This is a genomic window from Kribbella endophytica (genome assembly GCF_054781295.1).
Map to the genome: position 1 here is coordinate 3,351,446 of NZ_BAAGUR010000001.1, position 22,699 is coordinate 3,374,144.

22 protein-coding genes are annotated in these 22,699 nt (G+C 69.3%); 13 read left to right on the forward strand and 9 right to left on the reverse strand.

The annotated features are described in order from the left end of the window. Window positions 1-111 precede the first annotated feature (111 nt). Window positions 112-903, forward strand: a complete 792-nt coding sequence (locus ACYVIO_RS16075) for a hypothetical protein (RefSeq protein ID WP_460651560.1) — start codon at window positions 112-114, stop codon at window positions 901-903. 99 nt (window positions 904-1,002) lie between these two features. Next, window positions 1,003-1,629 carry a hypothetical protein gene (locus ACYVIO_RS16080; protein WP_460651561.1) on the forward strand — a complete coding sequence of 209 codons (627 nt, stop codon included), beginning with the start codon at window positions 1,003-1,005 and terminating at the stop codon, window positions 1,627-1,629. Here ACYVIO_RS16080 and ACYVIO_RS16085 read toward each other — a convergent pair. Continuing rightward, window positions 1,626-2,417 carry a polysaccharide deacetylase family protein gene (locus tag ACYVIO_RS16085; RefSeq protein WP_460651562.1) on the reverse strand — a complete coding sequence of 264 codons (792 nt, stop codon included), beginning with the start codon at window positions 2,415-2,417 and terminating at the stop codon, window positions 1,626-1,628. The two genes, ACYVIO_RS16080 and ACYVIO_RS16085, sit on opposite strands and share 4 nt — an antisense overlap. Window positions 2,418-2,521: 104 nt before the next feature. Here ACYVIO_RS16085 and ACYVIO_RS16090 point away from each other — a divergent pair, with 104 nt between their 5' ends. Further along, window positions 2,522-4,402, forward strand: coding sequence for a bifunctional metallophosphatase/5'-nucleotidase (locus tag ACYVIO_RS16090; RefSeq protein ID WP_460651563.1), 1,881 nt, complete (start codon window positions 2,522-2,524; stop codon window positions 4,400-4,402). 33 nt (window positions 4,403-4,435) lie between these two features. Here the strand turns inward: ACYVIO_RS16090 and ACYVIO_RS16095 are convergent, their stop codons facing one another. Then, window positions 4,436-5,485, reverse strand: a complete 1,050-nt coding sequence (locus ACYVIO_RS16095; protein WP_460651564.1) for a quinone oxidoreductase family protein — start codon at window positions 5,483-5,485, stop codon at window positions 4,436-4,438. An 82-nt stretch (window positions 5,486-5,567) separates the two neighbouring features. Here ACYVIO_RS16095 and ACYVIO_RS16100 point away from each other — a divergent pair, with 82 nt between their 5' ends. Further along, entirely contained in the window at window positions 5,568-6,200 is a 633-nt protein-coding gene (locus ACYVIO_RS16100; RefSeq protein WP_460651565.1) for a TetR family transcriptional regulator, read from the forward strand. Between the two features lie 8 nt (window positions 6,201-6,208). Here ACYVIO_RS16100 and ACYVIO_RS16105 read toward each other — a convergent pair whose 3' ends face one another. Further along, window positions 6,209-7,693 carry a M1 family metallopeptidase gene (locus ACYVIO_RS16105; protein WP_460651566.1) on the reverse strand — a complete coding sequence of 495 codons (1,485 nt, stop codon included), beginning with the start codon at window positions 7,691-7,693 and terminating at the stop codon, window positions 6,209-6,211. Window positions 7,694-7,816: 123 nt separating this feature from the next. Here ACYVIO_RS16105 and ACYVIO_RS16110 point away from each other — a divergent pair, with 123 nt between their 5' ends. From ACYVIO_RS16110 to ACYVIO_RS16125, 4 genes are all read left to right on the forward strand, one after another. Beyond that, window positions 7,817-8,509, forward strand: coding sequence for a FadR/GntR family transcriptional regulator (locus ACYVIO_RS16110; RefSeq protein ID WP_460651567.1), 693 nt, complete (start codon window positions 7,817-7,819; stop codon window positions 8,507-8,509). Window positions 8,510-8,529: 20 nt separating this feature from the next. Continuing rightward, entirely contained in the window at window positions 8,530-9,258 is a 729-nt protein-coding gene (locus ACYVIO_RS16115) for a creatininase family protein (RefSeq protein ID WP_460651568.1), read from the forward strand. 120 nt (window positions 9,259-9,378) lie between these two features. After that, window positions 9,379-10,350 carry a CE1 family esterase gene (locus ACYVIO_RS16120; RefSeq protein WP_460651569.1) on the forward strand — a complete coding sequence of 324 codons (972 nt, stop codon included), beginning with the start codon at window positions 9,379-9,381 and terminating at the stop codon, window positions 10,348-10,350. A gap of 1 nt (window position 10,351) precedes the next feature. Then, window positions 10,352-11,887, forward strand: coding sequence for an AbgT family transporter (locus ACYVIO_RS16125; RefSeq protein ID WP_460651570.1), 1,536 nt, complete (start codon window positions 10,352-10,354; stop codon window positions 11,885-11,887). A gap of 9 nt (window positions 11,888-11,896) precedes the next feature. On the opposite strand, the gene ACYVIO_RS16130 is transcribed toward ACYVIO_RS16125, so the two are convergent. Further along, on the reverse strand, window positions 11,897-12,472 hold the full coding sequence (locus tag ACYVIO_RS16130) for an isochorismatase family protein (protein ID WP_460651571.1): 576 nt from the start codon (window positions 12,470-12,472) through the stop codon (window positions 11,897-11,899). Beyond that, complete coding sequence (locus tag ACYVIO_RS16135) at window positions 12,426-12,899, reverse strand: hypothetical protein (protein ID WP_460651572.1); 474 nt, start codon at window positions 12,897-12,899, stop codon at window positions 12,426-12,428. The genes ACYVIO_RS16130 and ACYVIO_RS16135 overlap by 47 nt, the downstream gene beginning before the upstream one ends. Window positions 12,900-13,029: 130 nt before the next feature. Here ACYVIO_RS16135 and ACYVIO_RS16140 point away from each other — a divergent pair, with 130 nt between their 5' ends. The 4 genes from ACYVIO_RS16140 to ACYVIO_RS16155 all read left to right on the forward strand — a co-directional run bounded on the left by ACYVIO_RS16140 (window position 13,030) and on the right by ACYVIO_RS16155 (window position 17,224). Next, on the forward strand, window positions 13,030-13,764 hold the full coding sequence (locus ACYVIO_RS16140; protein ID WP_460651573.1) for an SDR family oxidoreductase: 735 nt from the start codon (window positions 13,030-13,032) through the stop codon (window positions 13,762-13,764). 14 nt (window positions 13,765-13,778) lie between these two features. After that, the gene (locus ACYVIO_RS16145) at window positions 13,779-14,255 is read left to right on the forward strand and encodes a copper resistance CopC family protein (protein ID WP_460651574.1); all 477 of its coding nucleotides are present in this window, start codon (window positions 13,779-13,781) and stop codon (window positions 14,253-14,255) included. A gap of 14 nt (window positions 14,256-14,269) precedes the next feature. After that, window positions 14,270-15,214 (forward strand): ring-cleaving dioxygenase, encoded by a 945-nt coding sequence (locus ACYVIO_RS16150; RefSeq protein ID WP_460651575.1) that lies wholly within the window; start codon window positions 14,270-14,272, stop codon window positions 15,212-15,214. Window positions 15,215-15,304: 90 nt separating this feature from the next. Next, on the forward strand, window positions 15,305-17,224 hold the full coding sequence (locus ACYVIO_RS16155; protein WP_460651576.1) for a protein-arginine deiminase family protein: 1,920 nt from the start codon (window positions 15,305-15,307) through the stop codon (window positions 17,222-17,224). Here ACYVIO_RS16155 and ACYVIO_RS16160 read toward each other — a convergent pair. Then, window positions 17,221-17,790 (reverse strand): CGNR zinc finger domain-containing protein, encoded by a 570-nt coding sequence (locus ACYVIO_RS16160; protein WP_460651577.1) that lies wholly within the window; start codon window positions 17,788-17,790, stop codon window positions 17,221-17,223. The genes ACYVIO_RS16155 and ACYVIO_RS16160 overlap by 4 nt on opposite strands. A gap of 193 nt (window positions 17,791-17,983) precedes the next feature. Between ACYVIO_RS16160 and ACYVIO_RS16165 the strand changes: the two genes are divergently transcribed. After that, window positions 17,984-18,730, forward strand: coding sequence for a helix-turn-helix transcriptional regulator (locus ACYVIO_RS16165; protein ID WP_460651578.1), 747 nt, complete (start codon window positions 17,984-17,986; stop codon window positions 18,728-18,730). Here ACYVIO_RS16165 and ACYVIO_RS16170 read toward each other — a convergent pair. From ACYVIO_RS16170 to ACYVIO_RS16180, 3 genes are read right to left on the reverse strand one after another with little or no spacing between them, the layout of a single operon-like run. Then, a complete protein-coding gene (locus ACYVIO_RS16170; protein WP_460651579.1) occupies window positions 18,723-20,162 on the reverse strand; it encodes a carboxyl transferase domain-containing protein in 1,440 nt (479 codons plus the stop codon). The genes ACYVIO_RS16165 and ACYVIO_RS16170 overlap by 8 nt on opposite strands. Further along, window positions 20,159-21,304 carry a CaiB/BaiF CoA transferase family protein gene (locus tag ACYVIO_RS16175; RefSeq protein WP_460651580.1) on the reverse strand — a complete coding sequence of 382 codons (1,146 nt, stop codon included), beginning with the start codon at window positions 21,302-21,304 and terminating at the stop codon, window positions 20,159-20,161. Before ACYVIO_RS16175 ends, ACYVIO_RS16170 begins: the two co-directional genes overlap by 4 nt. Window positions 21,305-21,308: 4 nt before the next feature. Then, a complete protein-coding gene (locus tag ACYVIO_RS16180; RefSeq protein WP_460651581.1) occupies window positions 21,309-22,628 on the reverse strand; it encodes an SLC13 family permease in 1,320 nt (439 codons plus the stop codon). Window positions 22,629-22,699 lie beyond the last annotated feature (71 nt).

Sequence of the window (22,699 nt, forward strand, 5' to 3'; positions counted from 1 at the left end):
GTGGCATCCGCGGTCGTCTTACTGCTGGCATCAGCGGGTTGCGACCAGGAGGAGCCGGCGGCGCCGCAGGCCACGCCGGTCGCACAGTCGGCCGGTAGCTTATGTGACCGCGTGCGGCCGACTCTGCCGGGCGGCTGGAAAGCTCAGGATCAGGCGCCCACCGCAACCCCGCTCTCGGATGTCTGCTGGCTGACGGATTCTGCCGACGCGAGCAACCAGTACCGGATCTTGGTCTCCGTCCTGCCCGTGTCAGCGCAGGATGCCGCCGTACTACGGGCGGACGAAGCGAGCCGGTTGAAAGGGCAGTTCACGGCCCAGACCGTTGACGCCGAGGTCGGCCTGGATTCCTGGTCGGTGGACCCGGTTTCGGCGGGTCCTTGGCTGGTGTTCCGCAGCGGCGACAGGCTGGTGAAGGTGGGCCAGAAGCGTAGCGGTGACGGGCAGCTGGACGCGGTGAAGGCCGTCGCCAGGACGATCGACAGCCTGCCGGGAGGAATCCCGCAGGCCCCGGCGCTTCTCCGTCAGCCGGAGTGCGAGCGTGGTACCGCTGCGGCCGAGGCGCTGCTGGGCGCCAAGGCGGCGGCTCGACGTGACACGGTTATCGATGGGTACGTCACCTGCCGCTGGGGCACCCTGCGCAGGGCTGTCTTCATTGAGGGCGGCGGACGGGACTCGGAGGCATTCGTGGCCTTCAGAAATCTGAAGAGCGCAGGAGACAGCGGGAGTCTGGGGAACCGGCGGGTCGACGTCGGCGCGGAAGGCTGGCAGCAGGACAACGGCTTCATGGCGTACCGGGTTGACGAGAAGACCTTTGTCTCCGTCGACCCGTACCCCCTGTCACCTGTCAACTCCGCGGGCATCGTCGCCTTGGCCAGGGCGATGAGGCCGGCGTACACCCGTTGAGTCGCGGACCTGGCAACCGCCTCGGCGCTCGGCGCGGCCTCGGCCGCCTTTCAGAGGTGTCGGGAGGCGAGTGGGCCGGTGGGCTGGGAGGCTAGGGGGATGAGCGAGCAGGTTCCGGTGCAGACGTTTGTGGTCGGCATCGATCGGGAGGCGGTGCTGCGGCGGCGGGAAGTGGTGCGGGCGGGGCTGCGGCGGGGGGCTTGGGTGACCGCCGGGATCGGGGCCTTGGGCATCGGGATCGCCGTGTACGCGCTGGTGGCGTTCCAGGGGTCGGGGATGTGGCCGTTCATGGTGCTGCTGATCGCGAGCATGGTGCCGTTGCTGGCCAGTACGGCGTTGGCGTTGCGGCTGGTGAAGGATCGGGAGCGGTGGTTCGCGGCCAACGAGCTGCAGCCGGTGGCGATGCGGATGTCGCCGAAGGCTCTGGAGCTGGCGTGCGAAGGGGGCTCGTACGCCGTGATGCTGCCGTGGGAGTCCGTGCAGGGGTTTCAGCAGGTGAAGGTCTTCGGGCAGTACGTGCTGGAGCTTCGGCTGCAGCGTGGGGTGGGGGCTACGACGGCAGGCGTGCGGGGGCTGGATCAGCCGGCGGTGCGGGCTGTGGTGAAGCCGCACCCGTTGCTCAAGCCGACGGGGATGTTCGCGGTCAACGCGCTCGACCAGCCGATCCACGTGATCGACCAGGCGTTGCAGCACTACTCCGCCGGTAAGACGGCGATGCTCCGCTAGCAGGGGAGCGAGCGGAACGTGTAGCCCTTGGCGGACAGCTTCGTGAGCGCTCGGTCCAGGGCCGCGACGGTCTGGGAGCGGTTGCCGCCGCCGTCGTGCATCAGGAAGATCGCGCCGGGGCGAGCGCCGCGCAGCAACGCGCGTTCGATGGACGGGGCGCCGGGCTTCTCCCAGTCGCGGGTGTCGACGTCCCACAGGACCTGGTGCTGGTGGTACTCGGCGGCGACGGCCGCGACGTGGGCGTTGGTGTCGCGGAAAGGCGGGCGGAAGCACTTCGACTTCACGCCGGTGGAGATCTCCTGGCGCAGCCGCGTGGGGGACAGCTTGGTCAGCATCGGGTGGTCCCACGTGTGGTTGCCGATGCGGTGACCGGCCCGGCGCGTCGTCTCGACCAGAGCCGGGTGCGCCGCGGCCTCGCGGCCGAGAACGAAGAACGTCGCCTTCGCGTGGTGCTTGGCCAGTACGGCGAGCACCTTCGGCGTGTACACGGGCTGCGGGCCGTCGTCGAAGGTCAGGTACAGGACCTTGCCACCCGCCGGGAGGTTCCAGCTCGGGGTGTCGGTGCGCTGGTTCTTCCGCGTCACCGGCGGCTTCGACGACCGCGGCTTGGAAGTACCGGGCTTGGAATCAGCCAGGTGGACGGACAGCGGACCGTGGGCCGCGACGGACCGCATCGGCGGTGCGGCGACGGTGGACGGGTGGGCGGAGGGCTGGGCAGCCTGGGCGAGGGCGGCCCCGAGGAGGACAGCGGCAGCGAGCAGGAGCTTGCCGGGCGGCGGCACGGGCATGAGCGGCATCCTCTCGCAGCCCCCGGGCCATCCCGGGGTTGTCACGGCGCGTGTCGCCCGTATCGTGGCGGGCGTTGTGACCAACGACGCGTGAGGCGGGACAGATGACGGACAACGGTGACCGGACGATGGGCAGGCGCACGATGATCTCGGGCGCGGCGGCGACCGCACTGGTGGCTGCGGGGTACCAGGCGGCCCCGGCGTACGCCGGGCAGACCCAGAGCTCCGGACAGGGCCACGGGGGCGGGCACGGCCAGCGCACGGTCCGGTTGAGCGTGCTCGGCACGACCGACCTGCACGGCAACGTCTTCAACTGGGACTACTTCAAGAACGCCGAGTACGACGACACGGCGCACAACGACATCGGTCTCGCGAAGATCTCCACCCTGGTCAAGGCCGCCCGCGCCGAGATCGCCAAGGACCGTCGCCGCCCGGCCCCGCTGCTGCTGGACGCCGGCGACACCATCCAGGGCACGCCGCTGTCTTACTACTACGCCAAGATCGAGCCCATCACTGGCGGGCACATCCACCCGATGGCCGCCGCGATGAACGCGATCGGGTACGACGCCGCCGCGCTCGGCAACCACGAGTTCAATTACGGCCTCGACATCCTGCGCAAGTTCCAGCGGCAGCTGAAGTTCCCACTGCTCGGCGCGAACGCGCAGGACTGGACCACCGGCCTGCCCGTCTTCCCGCCGTACGTGCTGAAGCGCGTGCACGTGCCCGGCGCCGGCCGGCCGATCACGGTCGGCATCCTCGGCCTGACCAACCCGGGCATCGCGATCTGGGACAAGGCGACGGTCGAGAACAAGATCAAGTTCGGCGGCATCGTCGAGCTGGCCAAGTACTGGGTGCCGCGGGTGCGCCGCGCGGGCGCCGACATCGTCATCGTGTCCGCGCACAGCGGCATCGACCTCAGTTCGTCGTACGGCGACGCGCTGCCGGTGCCGGAGAACGCGGCCGGCCCGATGGCCGAGCAGGTGCCGGGCATCGACGCCGTCCTGGTCGGCCACGCGCACCAGGAGATCGCCGAGCGGTTCGTCACGAACAAGCAGACCGGCGAGCAGGTCGTGCTGGTCGAGCCGCTGAAGTGGGGCATGCGGCTGGCGCAGATCGACCTCGACCTGCAGCAGCAGCGCGGCCGGTGGAAGGTCGTCGCGCGGCACAGCCAGGTGCTCAACGCGAACACGGTCGAGTCCGACCCGAAGGTCGTCCGGCTGCTGCAGAAGGACCACGACCAGGTCGTCGGGTACGTGAACTCCAAGATCGGCACCTGTACGACGGCGATGTCGGCCGCGACGGCACCCTGGGAGGACACCGCCGCGCTCGACTTCGTGAACTTCGTCCAGGCCGACGCGGTCAGCAAGGCGATCGCCGGTACGCCGGAGGCGACGCTGCCGGTGCTCGCGATCGCGGCGCCGTTCAACCGCGCGGCCGCGATCCCGGCCGGGGACGTGTCGGTGCGGGACGTCGCCGGGCTGTACATCTTCGACAACACGCTGCTGGCGGTGAAGATGACGGGCGCGCAGGTGCAGGAGTACCTGGAGTTCAGCGCGCAGTACTTCAAGCAGGTCAGCGGGACCGGGCCGTTCACGCCGGACCAGGTCACCAACGCGCCGACCCCGACCGCGCCGACCGGGACGCCGGACTACAACTACGACATCCTCGGCGGGCTCACCAAACCGCTGGTCTACAAGATCGACATCGCCAAGCCGGTCGGCTCGCGGATCACCGGACTCTCGTACGACGGTGCGCCGGTCGCCGCGGAGCAGCAGTTCGTCGTTGCCGTCAACAACTACCGGCAGTCGGGTGGCGGGAACTTCCCGCACGTGTCGAAGGCGCCGGTGCTCTACAACCAGCAGGTCGAGATCCGCCAGCTGATGATCGACTACGTCACCGCCACCGGCTCGGTCGACCCGTCCGCCTTCGCGACGACCGACTGGTCCCTGGTCTCCAACGGCGCCCCGATCGTCGTCACCGCCTGAGTCGGCTCCCCCGAGCCGGCGGGAGGACGACTCTCACGGCGTCAGCAGGATGCGGCCGCCCACCCCGCCTTTCTCGAGGCGGCGGTGGGCTTCCGCGGCATCGCTGAGCGGGAGTGTGGTGGTGCGGAGCGGCAGCAGGCCTTCGCGGGCGGCCTCGATCGCGGCCGCGGCAGCGGGGGCGATCTGCTCGGGGTGTGCCGGGATGTAGAGCCCGGCGTTGAAGCCGCGGAGAGCGAGGTTCTTCAGCCACAGCTCGTTGGTGGGCACGCTGTGGGACCAGTCGTCCGAGCCGTTGCCGACGAGCAGCAGCCGGCCCATCGGAGCCATCACCTGGAGGCTGTCGGTGCGGAGCTGACCGCCGACCGGGTCGATCACCACGTCGAAGAGTTGCCCGTCGAGAGCGTCGACGAAGTCGCTTCCGACGACTTGGTCGTAGGGAAGGGAACGCGGGGTGTCGGCCGCGGCAGAGGCTGAGGCCGGATCGCCCGCGGGGGACGTGTCGGAGGCGGAGCCGGACGTTGTGCGAGCGGTGCCGGACGTTGCGCGGGCCGTGCCGACGACCTGTGCGGCGCCGAGGAGGCGGGCCATGCCGGGGAAGACCGAGGCCAGGCCGCCGTACGCGCCGTGGACGAGGACGCGCTCGCCAGGTTGCAGGTGGGCGGCCTGGGTCAGCGCGAGGTGAGCGATGACGGCGTTCGGGATCGCGGCGACGGCCAGGGCCGGGTCGATGTCGGTACCGACGAGGCTGATCGCGTGGACGGCGTCGACGACGGCGACGGAGGCGTAGCCGTCGGTCGGGCCGGAGCCGGCGAGGGTGACCACCGGATCGCCGATCCGGAAGCCGGTGACACCGTGGCCGAGCGCCCGGACGGTGCCGGCGACCTCGAGGCCGGGGACGTACGGCGGGTGCGGGAGGGCCGGGTTGTCCTTCAGCAGCCCTTGGCGCAGGTAGACGTCGATCAGTCCGACGGCGGCGTGGCTGACGTCGATCGACAGTTGCCCGGCTCCCGGCAGCGGATCGGGAAGCTCGGTGAGCTCGAAGACGTCCGGTTCTCCGAAGCTGGTGACCAATGCGGCGCGCATGAGCGGGTTCCTTCCTGAAGGGTTAACGCAATCAGCATGCGTTACAACCATAACGCATGTCAATTGCGTTATCATCGGTTCCATGCGCGCCCGATCACCCGAAGCCAAGCTGCAGCGGACCGAGGACCTGCTCGACGCCGCCGTCCGGCTCGCGGGGGAGCTCGGTGGGGTCCGGCATCTCACTCTGGCCGCCGTGACCGAGGCGGCCGGTCTGCATCCGTCTGCCGTTCGCCGGTACTTCGCGAGCAAGGAGGAGTTGCTGCTCGAGCTTGCCGAGCGAGGCTGGTTCCAGTGGCGCGACGCCGTTCGTGCCGAGGTCGGCGAGCGGTCGGCGCACCTGTCGCCGACGGCGATCGCGCGGCTGATCGGCTCGACGCTGGCCTCGTCGCCGCTGTTCTGCGACCTGCTCACGCACGTGCCGCTCAGTCTTGAAGGGGATGTCGACGTGGAGCGGGCGCGGAGGTTCAAGACCAACGCCTTCGTCGCGTACGACGAGATCGTGGACCTGCTGGTCGGCGAGCTGACCGCCGAGCAGCTCCACGACCTGATCGCCGCCGCGCTCGCGATGACCGCCAACTTCTGGCAGCTGTCGCACCCGACCGCGAGTCTTGCCGAGCTCTACCGGCAGGAGCCGCGGTGGGCGCATGTGGCCCTCGACTTCGAGCCCAAGCTCATCCGGTTGCTGCAGGCAACAGCAAAGGGGCTTCAGGCGTAGGCGAGAGGTCAGCGGACCGACTTCCAGTCGGGGTGGCCGGGCATGGGCGGGGTGGTCGGGGAGTACAGCCAGTTCTTGATGTACGCCGTGAGATCGCGCCCGGAGACCTGGTTGGCCACGGCGATGTAGTCGGCGGTCGAGGCGACGCCGTCGCGGTGGCGGTCGTAGAAGGTCTGCTCGATCCGCCGGAAGGTGGCGTCGCCGACCAGGGTGTTCAGGCCGACGAGCATCAGCTGGCCCGGGACGTCGGTGTCGAACAGGACGGATCCGGCGTTCTTCAGGTGGCCGGCCGGGCCCTGTTCGTTGCGGTTGGTCTGGTCGGTCGAGTACAGCGACCGAAGCTCGGCGTCGAGGTCGATGAAACCGCGGGCGGCGGCGTACTTGCGTTCGTAGTACCGGGCGTGGCCCTCGCTGATCCACATGTCGTCCCAGTTGCGGATGGCAACGGAATCGCCGAAGTACTGGTGGGCCATCTCGTGCACGAGCGTCGGCGCCTCGTCCTTCGCCGGCAGCGACAGGGCACCGCCGAAGCTGGACAGGGTCGCGGTCTCCAGCGCGACGCCGTTGTAGTCGGTCATCAGGCCGAGTACGCCGTACCGCTCGTACGGGAACGGCCGCCCGATCTGCTGCTCGAGCCAACTGAGCTGCGCCGGCGTCTCGCGAGCGCTCCGCTCCATCGCGTCCGAGTAGTCCTTGCCGTCCGGAGCCTTCGCCAGCGTGACATAGCTGCGCACCGGCAGCCCGTGCGGACCGGTCTGCTTGATCTCGCGGAACCGCCCGACGGCGATCGGCAGCACGTCGGGCTTGATCGGGTGATCGGTCCGGTAGATCCAGGTCGTCTCACCGCCGTGCTTGTACGACGCCAGCAGCCGCCCGGCCGACACCGCGGTCCGGTCGCTGGGCGCGGTCAGGCGGACGGTGTAGCGGGCCTTGTCGCTCGGGTAGTCGTTCGACGGGAAGAACTGGTGGGCCCGGTTCGGCTGGCCCATCACGCCGAAGCCGTCGGGGGTGCTCACCCACGCCTCGATCGGCCAGACGACACCGGGCGGCAGCGTGGTGCCGGGCGGTGCCGGGTTCTTCGCGCGGTCGGCGACGTACTCGATCTTGACGGCGAAGTGCGATCCGCGAGGGATCCGTGCGGTGACGATCAGCTTCTCGGCGGCAGGGTCGAGCCGGTACGGGACCGCGCGGCCGTCGACGCGGACAGCGGTGATCTGCTGGGCGACCGAGTCGAGGCTGAACGACGACAGCGCCTGCGTGGCCACAGCGCGCACGGTGACGGAGGCGGCCATCGTCGTCCGGTCCGGCTGGTAGCGCAGGCTGAGGTCGTAGTCCTGGACGTCGTAGCCGCCGTTGCCGAGGGTGGGGAACAGCCGGTCGCCGGCGCTGTGGGCGCCCGGCGTCTCAACAGGAGAGGCGACGGCTGTCGTAGCGACCAGACCGAGTCCGATGGTTGCTGCCAGCAACGCCGTGATGCGGTGAGGAGTGGACATGAACCCACTCTCGCCGAACCGGCCTGGACCGCACATCGGCCCCAGGGCCGGGCCAAGCCCCTACGGAAGTCGTACGCCGCTGAGGTCTTGACGGGCCGAAAGGCTAAGTGATTTAGTCACATTGTGACTTACTCAGCTGCGGAAGCTCCGAGCCTGTCCGATCGCCTGACCGAGGCGATCCTGGGCATCATCCGGGACCAGGACCTCGGTCCGGGGGACGCGATCCCGTCCGCCCGCGAGCTGGCCAAGCGGTTCGAGCTGACCACGCCGACGATCCGCGAGGCGCTGCGCAAGCTGGAGGCGACCGGCGCGGTCGAGTTCCGGCACGGTTCCGGCACGTACGTCGGACCGACGATCAACAACGTCGTCCTGGCCAACCCGCACCGCCCGCCGATCACCAAGGAGTCGGTGCTGCAGCTGATCGGCGCCCGCCTGGTGATCGAGCCGGCCGTCGCCCACCAGTCGGCGCTGGCGCGCGGCGCGGAGAACCTGGAACGCCTCGAAGCCGCGGTCACCAACGCCCTGGTGCCGCCCGGCGGCCCGGCGTTCGCGCTGAACTTCCACGTCGAGCTGGCCGCAGCCTCGGGCAACCCGTTGCTGGAGGAGGTCCTGACCTCGCTGCTGAAGGTCCGGCTGCGCGAGCAGCAGCAGATCCGGCAGCTGTACGACAACCGCAAACGCGACCACGAGGAGCACCGCGCGATCCTGGACGCCGTCCGCGCCCAGGACGCCGAGGAGGCCGAGCGCCTCACCCGCGAGCACCTCGACAACATTCGCGCCGCGGTCCAGTCCGCCGCGTTCCCGGAAGGCCTCTGATGATCAACCGACTCGCTGAGATGACCACGGACCAGGCGAAGGACGCCGTCCGTACGGCGCCGCTCGTGATCATCCCGGTGGGAGCTCAGGAGCAGCACGGCGGCGGCATGGCGATGTCCACCGACACCGTCCGAGCCGTCGGTGTGGCCGACCTGGTCGCCGAGCGCCTCGCTGGTCGAGCCGTCGTCGCACCGCCGTTGACGTACGGCGTATCGCCGCACCACATGGCCTTCGCCGGCACGATGACGTTGTCCCCGGCAACCTTCGCGGCCGTCGTACGGGAGCTCGTGGACAGCCTGTACCAGCACGGCTGGCGGCAGTTCCTGGTCGTCACCGGGCACGGCGGCAACAACGCCGCGCTGTCGGTGCTGGCGCAGGAGTACGTGCGCAGCGACCTGACCTTCGCCTGGACCCCGCTGACCGAGATCGTCTCCGACCTGATCACCGATGTCAGCGAGGTGCACGGTCACGCCGGTGAGGCGGAGACCGCGCAGATGCTGTACCTGGCGCCCGAGCTGGTCCACGCCGAACAGCTGGAACCCGGCGCCCTGACGTTCGACGAACTGAGCACCCCGGCCCGCCTGTCCCGCACCAAGCAGGGACCACGGATGTCGGTCGGGTTCGACGAGTACCACAAGCGTGGCGTCCTGGGAGACCCCCGACGCGCCACCGCTGAGCAGGGTCGTCTCCTCGTCGAGACGGCCGCCGACCGGATCGCAGCCTTCGCCGACGAGCTCCTCTCGGCCTGACCCAGCCCGGTCCCAGCGCCGCTGCGACCGGCCGAATCCGCACACTCACTGGACACGCCCGATGCGTTCCAGGCGCGAGCCTGCCCGCCCGCAGGCCGCACGCCCGAGGAGGCACCCCTGATGAGACTCCATCGCCTTGCCCTCGCCGGCCTGGTCACGGCCGGCCTGGTGACCGCCGTGGCCAGTTCGTCGCTGGTCCCGGCCATCGCCGCCCCGGCGGCCGGGACCGCCCAGGAGCAGCAGGACGCTGCGGCCGACCGCAGTACCGGTTGCTTCAAGCAATCAGCTCAGCAGCCCGGCACCGGCGCCGACTACACGCTGGTCAGCGGCGGGATCGAGCGCACGTACCGCCTGCACCTGCCGGCCAAGTACGACGCGAAGAAGGCCCAGCAGCTGATCGTCGTCTACCACGGCCGCGGCAAGACCGGTGAGTTTACGGAGGCCTTCTCCGATCTGTCGAAGCTCGACGCGATCGTTGCCTACCCCAACGGTGTGCTCGGCGACGAGGACAAGCAGGCCTGGCAGGGCGCGCCGTACTCGAAGGCGGGCGTCGACGACGTGAAGTTCACCGCCGACCTGCTCGACAGCCTCGAGGCGACGTACTGCGTCGACCAGAACGCGGTCTACGCGACCGGCAAGTCCAACGGCGCCGGCTTCACGGGGATCCTGGCCTGCAAGATGGCCGACCGGTTCGCCGCGATCGCTCCGGTCTCCGGCGCGTTCTACATCGAGGGCGGCCGCTGCGCCCCGAGCCGTCCGGTCCCTGTGCTCGCGATCCACGGCACCGGTGACACCACCATCCCGTACGGCGGCGACGGCTCGCGCGACCTGCCGAGCGTGCAGACCTGGGTCCGCGACTGGGCCGTCCGCGACCACTGCGACCCGGAGCCGCGGCTGAGCACCAAGGGCGACGACGTCCTGACCGCGACGTACAAGGGCTGCAAGGCCGATGTCGTGCACGTCGCCGTGACCGACGGCGGCCACAGCTGGCCGGGGTCGGACGCGGCGTCCGGTCCGGGCTACGTGACCCAGACCTTCGAGGCGCACGAACTGATCGGTTCGTTCTTCCGCGCACACAAGCTGAGGAGCTGAGATGAGCACGGCGACCGAGGAGACCAAGGAGCTGCCACGCCTGGTGAGGGCGATGGCGGTGATCGAGAAGGCGGGCAACGCGCTGCCGCACCCGTTCTGGCTGTTCTGGATCCTGTCCGCGATCCTCGCGGTGGTCAGCTGGATCCTGTCGATGCTGGACGTGTCGGTGGTCTCGCCGAAGGACGGCAAGACCGTCGCGGTGCAGAACCTGCTGTCCGGCGACGGGCTGCAGATGGCGGTCTCGACGGCGATCTCGAACTTCGCCGAGTTCCCGCCGATGGCGACCATCGTGGTGGTCATCATGGGCGTCGCGCTGGCCGAGCGGACCGGGTTCCTGCAGTCGCTGATGAAGGTCAGCGTGTCCCGGGTGCCCACCTCGATGGTGGTGTTCGCGGTCGCCTTCGCCGGCACGATGGCGCACGTCGCGTCGGCCGCGGCGTACATCATCCTGGTCCCGCTCGGCGGGCTGGCCTTCCGGGCCGTCGGCCGGTCGCCGATCCTCGGCATCGTGGTCGCCTACACCGCGATCGCCTCCGGGTACGACGCCAGTCCGATCCCGACGCCGAACGACGCGATCTTCGCCGGCATCACCGAGGCGGCCGCCAAGACGGTCGACCCGGGCGCGTCGATCTCGCCGCTGTCGAACTGGTTCTTCAACATCGCCTCGTCGATCCTGCTGTCGCTGGTGATCACGCTGGTGGTCCGCCTGGTGCTGAGCAAGCGGACCGATCTGGACGCCGACCCGGACGCCCCGGGCGACGACCCGGACGCGCTGCACCTGTCGGACCGCGAGCGGACCGGCCTGCGCCGGGCCGGGATCGTGTTCCTGGTCGCCGCGGTCGCGATCGTCGCGATGCTGCTGCCGCACGACTCCCCGTTGCGCGGTGAGAACGGGAGCATCGTCGAGTCCCCGTTCCTGGACGGCATCGCGATGGTGGTCGCCGTCCTGTTCGGTCTGGTCGGCATCACGTACGGCGTGACGGTCGGCACGATCAAGCAGGGCAGCGACGTACCGAAGCTGATGGCCGAGGGGATCAAGCAGATGGCACCGGTCCTGGTGCTGTTCTTCGCGATCGCGCAGTTCCTGGCCTACTTCAGCTGGAGCAAGATCGGCGACCTGCTGTCGGCCGAGTCGGCCCGTTGGCTGGGCGAGATCGGGGCGCCGACGGTGGTGATCTTCCTCGGCATCCTGGTGCTGCTGACGCTGATCAACATCCTGGTCACCAGCGGTTCGGCGATGTGGTCGCTGACCGCGCCGATTCTGGTGCCGATGATGCTGCTGCTGAACGTCCCGGCCGAGACGACCCAGGCGCTGTTCCGGATCGCGGACTCGGGGTCGACGGCGATCACGCCGATGAGCCCGTACTTCGTGATGGCGCTCGGGTTCCTGCAGCGCTACCGCAAGGACGCCGGTGTCGGCACGCTCGCGTCGTACACGGTGCCCTTGGCGGTCGCGATGACGATCGCCTGGACGCTGCTCTTCCTGGCCTGGTGGGCGCTCGGCATCCCGCTCGGCCCCGGAGCTCCGGTCAGGTGAGCGCTCCGGTCAGGTGAGCGCGATCCCTGTCGCGCGCAGCTCGACGAGAGTCTCTTCGGTGCTGGCCGGTGCCACCCCTGCGGTGAGCCCGGTCAGCACCGTCGTCGTGAAGCCCTCGCGGTGCGCGTCCAGCGCGGTCGCGCGGACGCAGTAGTCGGTCGCGATCCCGCAGACCTCGACGTCGGTGACGCCCTTGTCCCGCAGCCAGGCGGCCAGCTCCTCGCCGTCGTGCGACTTGCCCTCGAAGCCCGAGTACGCCGCGGCGTACTCGCCCTTGTCGAAGATCGCGTCGAACGGCTGGGGGTCCAGGTTCGGGTGGAAGCCGACCCCGTCGGTGCCGGCCACGCAGTGCTTCGGCCAGGAGTTCACGAAGTCGGGGGTGTCGGAGAAGTGGTCGCCCGGCTCGATGTGGTGGTCGCGGGTGGCCACCACGTAGCCGTACCTGCGGTCGTTCGGGTCGGCCTCGTGCCAGTCGTGCAGCAGCTGCCCGATCCGGAACGCGACGTCCGCGCCTCCGGCGACGGCCAGACTGCCGCCCTCACAGAAGTCGTTCTGCACGTCGACCACGATCAGCGCCCGTGTCATCGCGGGACTCCTCTCTCCTGCCTCCACGGTACAAGCCGCGGTCCCGAATCGCGGTGAGGAGGAGCACGAGCAGGCCCAGTACGGCGAACAGCGCGTTGCCGACGGTCAGCAGGATCGCCTGGCCGACGGTCGCGTTCTCCATGTTCGTCACGTGGAAGAAGAAGTGCGGGATCGCGAACGCGGTGTAGGCCAGCCCGGCCGGGATCAGGTAGTGCGCACGCGGCTTGACCAGCGCGATCCCGCAGATGATCGTCAGCCCGAGCATCGTCGCGCCCAGGTCGCGGGCGAAGTGCTCGCTGTACGGCGGGTTGATGTCGACGGTCGGGAAGTCGGTGTAGAAGCTCCTGGGCGCGACCGTGTTCCAGACGCCGACCACGAGCACCTCGAGGAACAGAACGCCGAGTACCAGGCGGATGGCGCGGGTCATCAGGACTCTCCTTCGGATGGATGTCGAGTCATGACCGGGCAGCCCGGTGATTCGTGACACGGGTGGTGCTGTCACGAATCGTGGAGCTGCCCGGTCATGACCGAAGTACCCGGAACGAGAGAGGACAGTGATGACGAAGTTCCTGGTGACGGGATCGACCGGGCAGATCGGACGGCCCGCGGCGGAGGCTCTGCGGGCGACCGGGGCCGAGGTGGTCGGACTGACCCGCCGCGGTGGACCGGGCGCGGTGGCCGCCGACCTGGTCAGCGGTCAGGGCCTGGACAGGGCGCTGGCCGGCGTCGACACCGTCGTACATCTTGCTGCAGGCAACAACAAGGGTGACCTGCCGATGATGCGGAACCTGACCACCGCCGCGAAGGCGGCCGGGATCAAGCACCTGGTGATGGTCTCGATCGTCGGGTGCGACCGGGTGCCGCTGACCTTCTACCGGCAGAAGGTGGAGCTGGAGGAGATCGCGCTGGCCTCCGGCGTACCGCTCACGATCCAGCGGGCGACGCAGTTCCACTCGCTGGTCGAGCAGGTGTTCACCTCGCAGAGGTTCCTGCCGGTCGTGTTCGGGCCGGCCTGGCCGTTCCAGCCGATCGCGATGGAGGAGGTCGGCGCGCGGATGGCGGAGGTCGCGATGGGCGCGCCCCAGGGGCGCGCCGAGGACATCGGTGGGCCGGTGCGGCAGTCGGTGCGGGAGCTGCACGCGATCTGGAAGCGGGTGACCGGGAGCCGGCGGCCGGGCGTGATCTTCAAGCCGCCGGGCAAGGTGTCGGCGGCGTTCGCGGCCGGGTACCACCTCGCGCCGGGGTCGTCGTACGGGAAACAGACGTTCGAGCAGTACTTGCAAGCACGATGAGATGGATCGTCGGGGTGCTCGTGACAGTCGCTGTGATGGGCTGGCCGCTGACTGCCTCGGCGCACGGCGGGGTGGCGGCAACCACTCCCTCGGCCGGGGCGCGGCTTGCCGACGCGCCCGCCCGGGTGCGGATCGAGTTCACCACCCCGATCCGCGCCGGGTCGCTCGTTCTGGAAGATGCCGCGGGCAAGGACCGGTCCAGCGGTGAGGTCCGGGTCGAGGGGGTGCTGCTCGAGCGGGTGGCCGGCGCCGGGCTCGCGGACGGGAACTACGAGGCGCGCTGGTCGGCGGTGACCGACGACGGTACGCCGCTGGACGGCGTCCTGCGGTTCAGGATCGGCGTCGTACCGGACGACGGGAACCCGTTCGACGACGTGATCACGCCGCACGGGATTCTGCAGGTGCGCAACGCCGCGATCGTCGGTGTCGGGCTGTTGACGCTCGTCACAGCGGCGGCGCTGGCTGGTACCTATCCACGCCCGCGCCGGTGAGGGATGCTTGAAAGATGAACCCGATCACGCCGCACGGCCTGCACCACGTCACCGCGGTCGCGACCGATCCGCAGCGCAACATCGACTTCTACACGACGGTGCTGGGCCTGCGGCTGGTCAAGCAGACGGTCAACTTCGACCGTCCCGAGCTCTACCACCTGTACTACGGAGACGAGGCCGGGCTGCCGTCGACGCTGCTCACGTTCTTCCCGTGGCCGGAGGCGCCCGACGGCAAGCAGGGGACCGGGCTGGCGACGGCGACCGCGTTCAGCATCCCGCCGGAGAGCCTCGGGTGGTGGCAGCAGCATCTGGCCGGGCTCAAGGTCGACGCGGACGCGCCGGTACGGCGTATGGACGAAGAGGTGATCGCGTTCCGTGACCCCGACGGGCTGGTGATCGAGCTGGTCGCGGCCGAGGGCGACTCGCGGTCGGGCTGGGACGGCGCGGCGGGGATTCCGGCCGAGCACGCGGTCCGCGGGCTGCACGCGATCACGGTGACCGAGGCGTCGCTCGAGCCGACGGCCGAGCTACTGGCTGGGATGCTTGGGATGACGCTCGGTGACGAGAGCGGTGGGCGGGCCCGGTTCACGATGTCGGGGGACAACCCGGGCACGGTGGTCGACGTTGCCGCCGGTGCGGGCGACAAAGGGCTGCAAGCGGGTGGCACGGTGCACCACGTCGCGTTCCGGGCGCCGGATCGGGAGACGCAGGCGGTCTGGCGGGAGCAGCTGATCGAGTCGGGCGCCGAGGTGACCGAGATCCTCGATCGGCAGTACTTCACGTCGATCTACTTCCGCGAGCCCGGTGGCGTGCTGTTCGAGATCGCGACCGACCAGCCGGGGTTCACCGTCGACGAGCCGCTGCTGGAGCTGGGCCGCAAGCTCAAGCTGCCGCCGTGGCTGGAACCGAACCGGGAGCAGATCGAGAACACGCTGCCGTCGCTGCAGCTGCCCAGCTGAAAGGACCGCCTGCGGACCGGATCCTGACAGGATCCGGAAAAGTCTTCGCAAACCTGTGACTCGACCCATTTCCGAGTCATAAGGAACCGCATGTCACGCCTTCTCTTCCTGACCGGCGCAGTGGCCGCCGGTCTGCTCGGTAGTGCCCTGCCCGCTGGAGCTGTTGGCGGGCCGGTCGCCGCACTGCACGGCGACCAGCTGACTGGTGGCTCGGTGCTGTTTCTCGCCAACCTGGACGACGACGCCGGGCGGTGCCGGGCGAAGGCGCGGACGGTGGCGAAGGACGCGGTCGCGCAGGAGGCGGCGTACGACGACGCTTTCTACCAGCGCAAGGAAGAGCTGGAGAAGGAGCCGGACAAGGAGAAGGCGGAGAGGCTCTACCAGGAGCTCGTCCGGACGTATCAGCGGCAGAAGAACGCTGCCGATCGGACGATGGCTGCTTGCAACGACGCCGCGGACTCGGTGGTCAACGGGGCTCAGGACGCGAAGGATCTGGCGCGGGTCCGGACGCAGCCGTGGGTCGGTGCGCCGGCTGGTGCCACCGGTCGGATCACGGTGTCGACCGATCGGGTGCGGGTGTTCGTGAAGCGGGCTTCGGGGTGGTCGTCGTCGACCGTACTGACGGCCGACGAGGTGCGGCACGGGGTCGAGCTGGGGATCGAGGGGCGGGACATCGTCCGGGACTCGGCTGTCTGGGACGGTACGTTGTCGCTGAAGTTGGTTGTCAGTGGCAACGGTTCGACGTCGAGCGCTTCGCTGGCGCTGAAGGAGGCGCCGGTGCTGATGCAGCTGAACACGCAGCGGGTGCAGCGGGTGTTCGCCGGGGTCGCGGGGGACAGCGACAAGGTGGGGACGGCTTGGCGCAAGCAGGTCGACAAGGTGGTCAAGCAGACCGGCGTACCGGGTGGGGTGCAGCTGCTCGATCAGGGGGACGACAGCTGGACGCAGGATCTGTTCGAGCCGGCGTACATGTCGATCCCTGGGCCGGGTGGGACGCCGCAGGGGATGAAGGTGCTGCTCGGGTCGGTGAACGATTCGCGGCGAGTGGGGTCGCGGGTGATCTTCACGGAGCTCGCCGGGGCTGATGTCGCGGGGGTGCATGTGGAGCACGTGCCGGTGCCGGAGGAGAACGAGAGCTACGACTCGATGGGGAACCTGGAGACGATTCCGCCGACGCCGGGGCATCCGGTGGGACGGGTGGTGATCGGAGGCGACGGGTTCGACCACGGGAAGACCGGGCCGGCGCCGGAGATGGTGACGCTGCTGAAGTCGCAGGGGATGCAGGATCCGCTGGCGCTCGACACGTCGTGGTTGACGGTCGGGCATGTCGACGAGTTCGTGCAGTTCGTGGCGGCGCCGGGGAGTCGGTTGGGGTGGAAGGCTCTGGTTGCGGATCCTTCGGCTGGGTTAGAACTGCTGCGCGGCGTACAGAAGAGTGGGCATGGCGGGGAGATCATGCACGGTGGGTTGCCGAAGCTGGAGTGGCCGTACGACCTGCGGATCGATCAGCGGAGCACTGCTGAGTTCCTTGCGGACCAGCAGTTCGTCGAGACGAACGAGCGGGCTGCTGTGAAGATCCGGGCGAACGTCGAGGTGCTGAAAGTTCAGGCTGGGTTGACCGACGCGGATCTCGTGCGGGTGCCGTCGTTGTTCACGGCGAAGTCGATGGACTACGGGATGCTCGAAACCGAGATCAGCCAGATGGAGGCGGGGCCGGAGAAGGACCAGGCGATCGCCAAGCTGCACGCGATGCGGGACGCGGTGGCGGAGATTCCTGGTGCTGTGAACGGGTTGGTGCTGAACGGTGGGCGGTACGTCGCGCCGAAGCCGTACGGGCCGGTGGTCAACGGTAAGGACGTCTTCGCGACGGCGATCGACAAGGCGCTCGGTGGGATCGGCTACAAGGTCACGTACGCCGACGACCTGACCTCGGAGCACGTGTCAGAGGGCGAGATCCACTGCGCAACGAACACTTTGAGGGATTCTTTGTCGACGAGATGGTGGAACTAAGGCCTTGCCGACACCGGGCGGGTTTGATCCTTCTTTCTCGCCCGGTAGGCCTTGGCTTTCATCTTGTTGCCGCAGGTTTCCATCGCGCACCACTCGCGGCGGCCGCCGCGGGAGCGGTCCAGGTAGACCTGGGTGCACTCGGGGCGGCCGCACTCCTTGAGGAGCTCGGCGTCGGAGCCGCCGAGGATGGCGATCGCGTCGCGGGCGACGGCCGAGAGGGCTTGGTCGGCGGTGGCCTCGATGCGGTGGCCGTTGTGGACGAGCTGGGGGACCGCGGCCGGGAAGCGCGCCGCGGCGTTGACGAGCTCGGCGGCGTGCTCGTCGTACGGGAGCTCGTTGAGGCGGGCGAAGACGAGTGTGTAGATCGCTTCGCGGACGGTGACCGCCTGGGGAACGTCGGCGTCGGCGCAGGTGACCTCGCTGCCGGCGACGACGCCGGCCTCGAGGTACCAGGACGCGAGCTTGCCGGGCGCGGTGAGCGTCTCCAGCGGTACGGCGTTCCGGCGCGCCTTCAGCGTGCCGACGAAGTCGAGGGCGGTGTTCCCGCAGGGAAAGGCATGCTCCACGTCACCAGTTTGACAGGTGACGTCCGATGATGCAACGAACATGCGTCCATCGCCCGGCCACGCCGGCCCGGCACCAAGCCAACGTTTGATGCTGGAGTGGTTGCCGCGGGCGACACTCCGGGCGCGGCGGGTGATCGTCGGGCGTGGCAGGATTCCGGGCGTTGGGGTCGGGTTCGCCACGGGGGTGGGGATTGTGGATCGTGCGCTGGCTCATTTTCCGGTGCGGCAGCAGGTGTGGGACGCCTCGTTGCGGTTGCAGGTGGTGCGGGCCCGCTTCTGCGACGAGTGGCAGGCGGGGCACCGGCGGAACGTCGAGGTGAAGGTGTTCGGGCGGGACAGTCTCGGGCTGCGGGACTGGTTGCACGACCTGTGCTGGAACTGTTCGGAGCTGACCGCGGTGACGTCGACGCAGTGCCAGAGCGTGGAGAGTTTCGCGCCGAGCCACAAGGTGAATCAGGTCCTGGTCGAGCGTGGCGTGCGGATGACGAGCTTCTTCGACACCACCGGCGGGACCGACGCGATGACGGAGTTCCTGATCGCGGCCGAGGAGATGCCGTACCACTTGGCGTTCGGGCCGATTCAGCTGAAGGTGTTCGACGGCGAGCGGGTGGTGGTCGAGGGGCCGATCGTCGACGGGCAGCGCAGCTTGATGATGATCAGCGGGCTGGAGGCGGTCAACGCGGCGGGTCAATACCTGCGGGCAGTGCGGGAGACCGCCGTACGGGCGAGTGAGCTGGCGGAGCCGGAGGCTGATCTGACGAGTCGGCAGCAGGTGATCGCTGAGCTGCTGTGCGAGGGGTGTACCGACGATCAGATCGCTGAACGGATCGGGTTGAGCGTGCGGTCGGTGCGGTACGAGGTGGCTCGGTTGCTGGAGGCGTTGCAGGTGCGGACTCGGTTTGCTGCTGGGGTTCGTTATGCGCGGAGCAAGCTCAGCTGAGGTGGTGGGCGATCTCGGCGGCGAGGGCCGTGGTGAGTGATTCCGCGGTGTCGTCGGGGAGCTCCGGTACGACGTGGTGGACGATGCCGGCGTCGCGGAGGTCGGTGGCGGCAATGCGTTGGGCGGTCGCGAGTGCGGGGGCGTGGGTGGTGTCGCCGTACATGATCGCGCTGGCGCCCTCCGGTGGTAGCGGCGCGAGCCAGGCGTGGCCGGCGGCGATCACGGTGGTTGCCGGGAGCAACGCCAGTGCGCCGCCGCCGGTGCCTTGCCCGAGCAGGACGGAGACGGTGGGGACGGTCAGGGTGCTCATGGTCGCGATGCACTGCGCGATCTCGCCGGCGAGGCCGCCTTCTTCGGCGGCACGGGAGAGTTCCGCGCCGGCAGTGTCGATGAGGGTGACGAGGGGGAGACCGAGGTCTTCGGCCAGGCGCATGCCGCGGCGGGCTGTGCGGAGCGCGGCGGGGCCGAGCGGGCGGTCGGCCTCGCGGTCCTGGCCTACGAGGACGCAGGGGCGACCGTCGACGCGGGTGAGAGCGACCAATGTGCTGGCGTCCGCGGAGGTCAGGCGGACAGTGCCGGTACAAGCAAAGCGAAGGAACTCGCGCACCCCGGCGCGATCCTCGCGGCGGGTCGCCACCACGGCGCTCCAGCCGTCGACGGCTGAGCGCGGGGCATCGTCCCGGCGGTTGCCGGCGGCGACTTCGTCCCCGGCCGTCGCGCCACCCGCGTGCGGGGTGGCGGTGCGTCGTACCAACGTTGGCGAGGTCGGAGGATCGACGAGGATGCCGAGGGCTCGGTCCAGGAGGACTGGAAGATCCACGGACTCGACGACGCCGTCGATGACGCCGTGTTCGGCGAGGTTCTCCGCGGTCTGGACGTCGGCGGGGAACGGTTCGTCGTACAGGGCCTGGTAGACCTTCGGGCCGAGGAAGCCGACGAGCGCGCCGGGCTCGGCGACGGTGACGTGGCCGAGTGATCCCCACGAGGCGAAGACGCCGCCGGTGGTCGGGTGGCGCAGGTGGACGAGGTACGGGAGGCCGGCGGCCTTGTGCTCCATCAGCGCACGGGAGATCCGGACCATCTCGTAGAACGCCGGGGCGCCTTCCTGCATGCGGGTTCCGCCGGATGCCGTCGACGCGAGGATCGGCAGGCCTTCCGCGGTCGCACGGCGTACGGCGGACGTGATCCGCGCCGCGGCCGCACGCCCGATCGACCCGGCCAGGAACGCGAACTCACTCACCAGTACGGCGACCGGCCGCCCCCGCATCAGCCCGCGCCCGGTCAGCACCGACTCGTCAGCCCCCGACTTTTCGGCCGCCGCGGCGAGCTGCTTCAAGTAGTCCGGCGAATGTCCGCTCACGTCGGCCGTCTCGTCCCAGGACTGGAACGACCCCGGGTCCAGCACGACCTCGATCAGTTCCCGAGCGCTCACGAGACCCACCTCCGGATCGCCTCGCCCTGCTGATCCAACGTCGGCGGCGCCCCATGATCCCGCCTCGTCGTCTCCGATCCATCAGCACCGAAGAACCGCAACGGCGGCCCCGGCAACCGCACCGACCCCAGCGACGGATGCTCGACGTCGATCAGCAACCCCTGGCTCGCCGTCTGCTCCCACTCGTACACCTCGTCCAGCCGCCGCACCTTGCCCGCCGGCACCCCAACCTCGTCGAGCCGAGCCAGCAACCGTTCAGCAGGCCACTCCGCAAAGGCAGCCTCGACCACCGAGATCACCCGCGCGCGATCAGCCACCCGCAGCGCGTTCGTCTCCAGCCCGGTCTCGTCCAGCGCGAACGCCGAGACCAGCCGCTGCCACAAGCTCTCACTCCCGACCGCGATCTGCACCGATCCATCAGCGCAGTGGAACAGCCCGTACGGCGCGATCGACGGATGATGATTGTCCTGGGCAACCCCAACCTCCCCGGCCACCGTGTACCGCGTCCCCTGGAACGCGTGCACCCCGACAACGGCCGCGAGCAACGAAGTCCGCACCACCTGCCCGGCACCGGTCAGCTCCCGCTCGCGAAGAGCAGCCAGTACGCCGTACGCCCCGTACATCCCCGCCAGCAGATCCCCGATCGGCACCCCGACCCGCTGCGGATCCTCAGGCCCCGACCCGGTCAGCGACATCAACCCGGCCTCGCCCTGCGCGATCTGGTCGTACCCCGCACGCCCACCTTCCGGCCCGTCGTGCCCGAACCCGGTGATCGACAACGCGATCAGCCGCGGATTCCTGGCCTGCAACGACTCCAGCCCGAGTCCGAGCCGTTCCAGCACGCCGGTCCGGAAGTTCTCCACCAGCACGTCGGCCCGATCGACCAACCGCAGCAGCACCTCCCGATCGCCAGGATCCTTCAGATCAAGGGCGATCGACTCCTTGTTCCGGTTGGCCGACAGGAAGTACGTCGACTCGTCACCGACGAACGGCGGCCCCCAACCGCGCGTGTCGTCGCCACGCCCCGGCGCCTCGACCTTGATCACCCGCGCGCCCAGATCGCCGAGCATCATCGTTGCGTGCGGTCCGGCCAGGGCCCTCGACAGATCGACAACCAGTACGCCGTCCAGCGGTCCACTCATCGTTTCACCACCCCGGCAGGACCAGCGCGGCCCAGACCAGCAGCGGGCCGACCAGTACGACGATCATGCTGTAGGTCAGGATCTGCTTGTAGTACACGGGTTCGCTGATCGTGTCCGGCTTGTTCGCGAGCATCAGCGCGCCGTTCGTCGAGAACGGGCTGACGTCGACGATCGTCGACGCGATCGCCAGCGCGGCGACGAACAGGCCGGCGCTGATCCCGCCGTTCGCGATCAGCGGTACGGCGATCGGGATGATCACCGGCAGCAGCGCGGTCGACGACGCGAACGCCGAGACCACGCCGCCGACGTAGCAGAGCACCAATGCGCCGATCGCGACCGCGCCGAGCCCGGCCGCCCAGTTCCCGACGAACTCCGGCGAACCGGCCTCGGTCAGGATCGCGGCGTACGTGCTGACCCCGGCCACCAGCAGGACGGTGGGCCAGGCGATCTGCCGGACCGCGTCCTTGTGCTCGGTCGGCGAGAGCATCGCGAGGATCACCGCGGCGGTGATCGCGACGAACCCGATGTTCTTGTCGAAGGCCAGCGCGACCACGGCGACGCCGACGAACGCGACCAGCGTGAGCACCTGGTCCCGTCGTACGCCGAGCGCCTGCGTGCCGGTCGGAGCGGAGGTGCCCTGGCCGCGTGCCGGGACGGTCGCGCCGCCGCGGTGGAGGTCCTCGGTCAAGGTGTCCTCTTCGTCGGGATCGACCCGCTGGGCCATCAGCTTGCGGCCGCCGAACAGCACGAACAGGATCGCCGCCATCACCAGGTTGACGACCAGGCTGGCCAGGAACACCGTCATCTCGCTCGACGGCAGGTTGTTGTCCTCCATCACCGAGTTGGTGATCGTGCCGTAGATGCTGATCGGGGAGAACCCGCCGCCCTGGGCGCCGTGCACGACGAACATGCCCATCATCAGCGGGTTGATCTTGTACCGGGCGGCGAACCCGAGCGCGATCGGCCCGATGATCGCGCAGGCCGCCGGGCTGGCGGCGCCGATCGCGGTCAGCAGCGCGGTGACCGCGAACATCACCCACGGGATCAGCGCGACCCGGCCGCCGACCGCGCGGACCGCGGATCTCACGATCAGGTCGACGGTCCCGTTGTTCTTGGCGATCGCGAACAGGTAGGTGACGCCGATCAGCGTCAGGATCAGGTCACCGCTGACCCCGCCGAGGATCTCCTTCTCGCTCAGGTCGAGGGAGAACATGCCGACCAGCCACGCCGCGACGTACGCGAGCGCACCCATGTTGATCGGCAGCAGCGTGCCGATCACGAACAAGGCGACCAGCGCGAGGATCGCTACCCATTCCGGACCCATCTGATTTCTCCAATGATGTGGGGGACGCCACAGTTGGCTCAGTGGCCTAGCCAATAGCTCAATGACCCAGT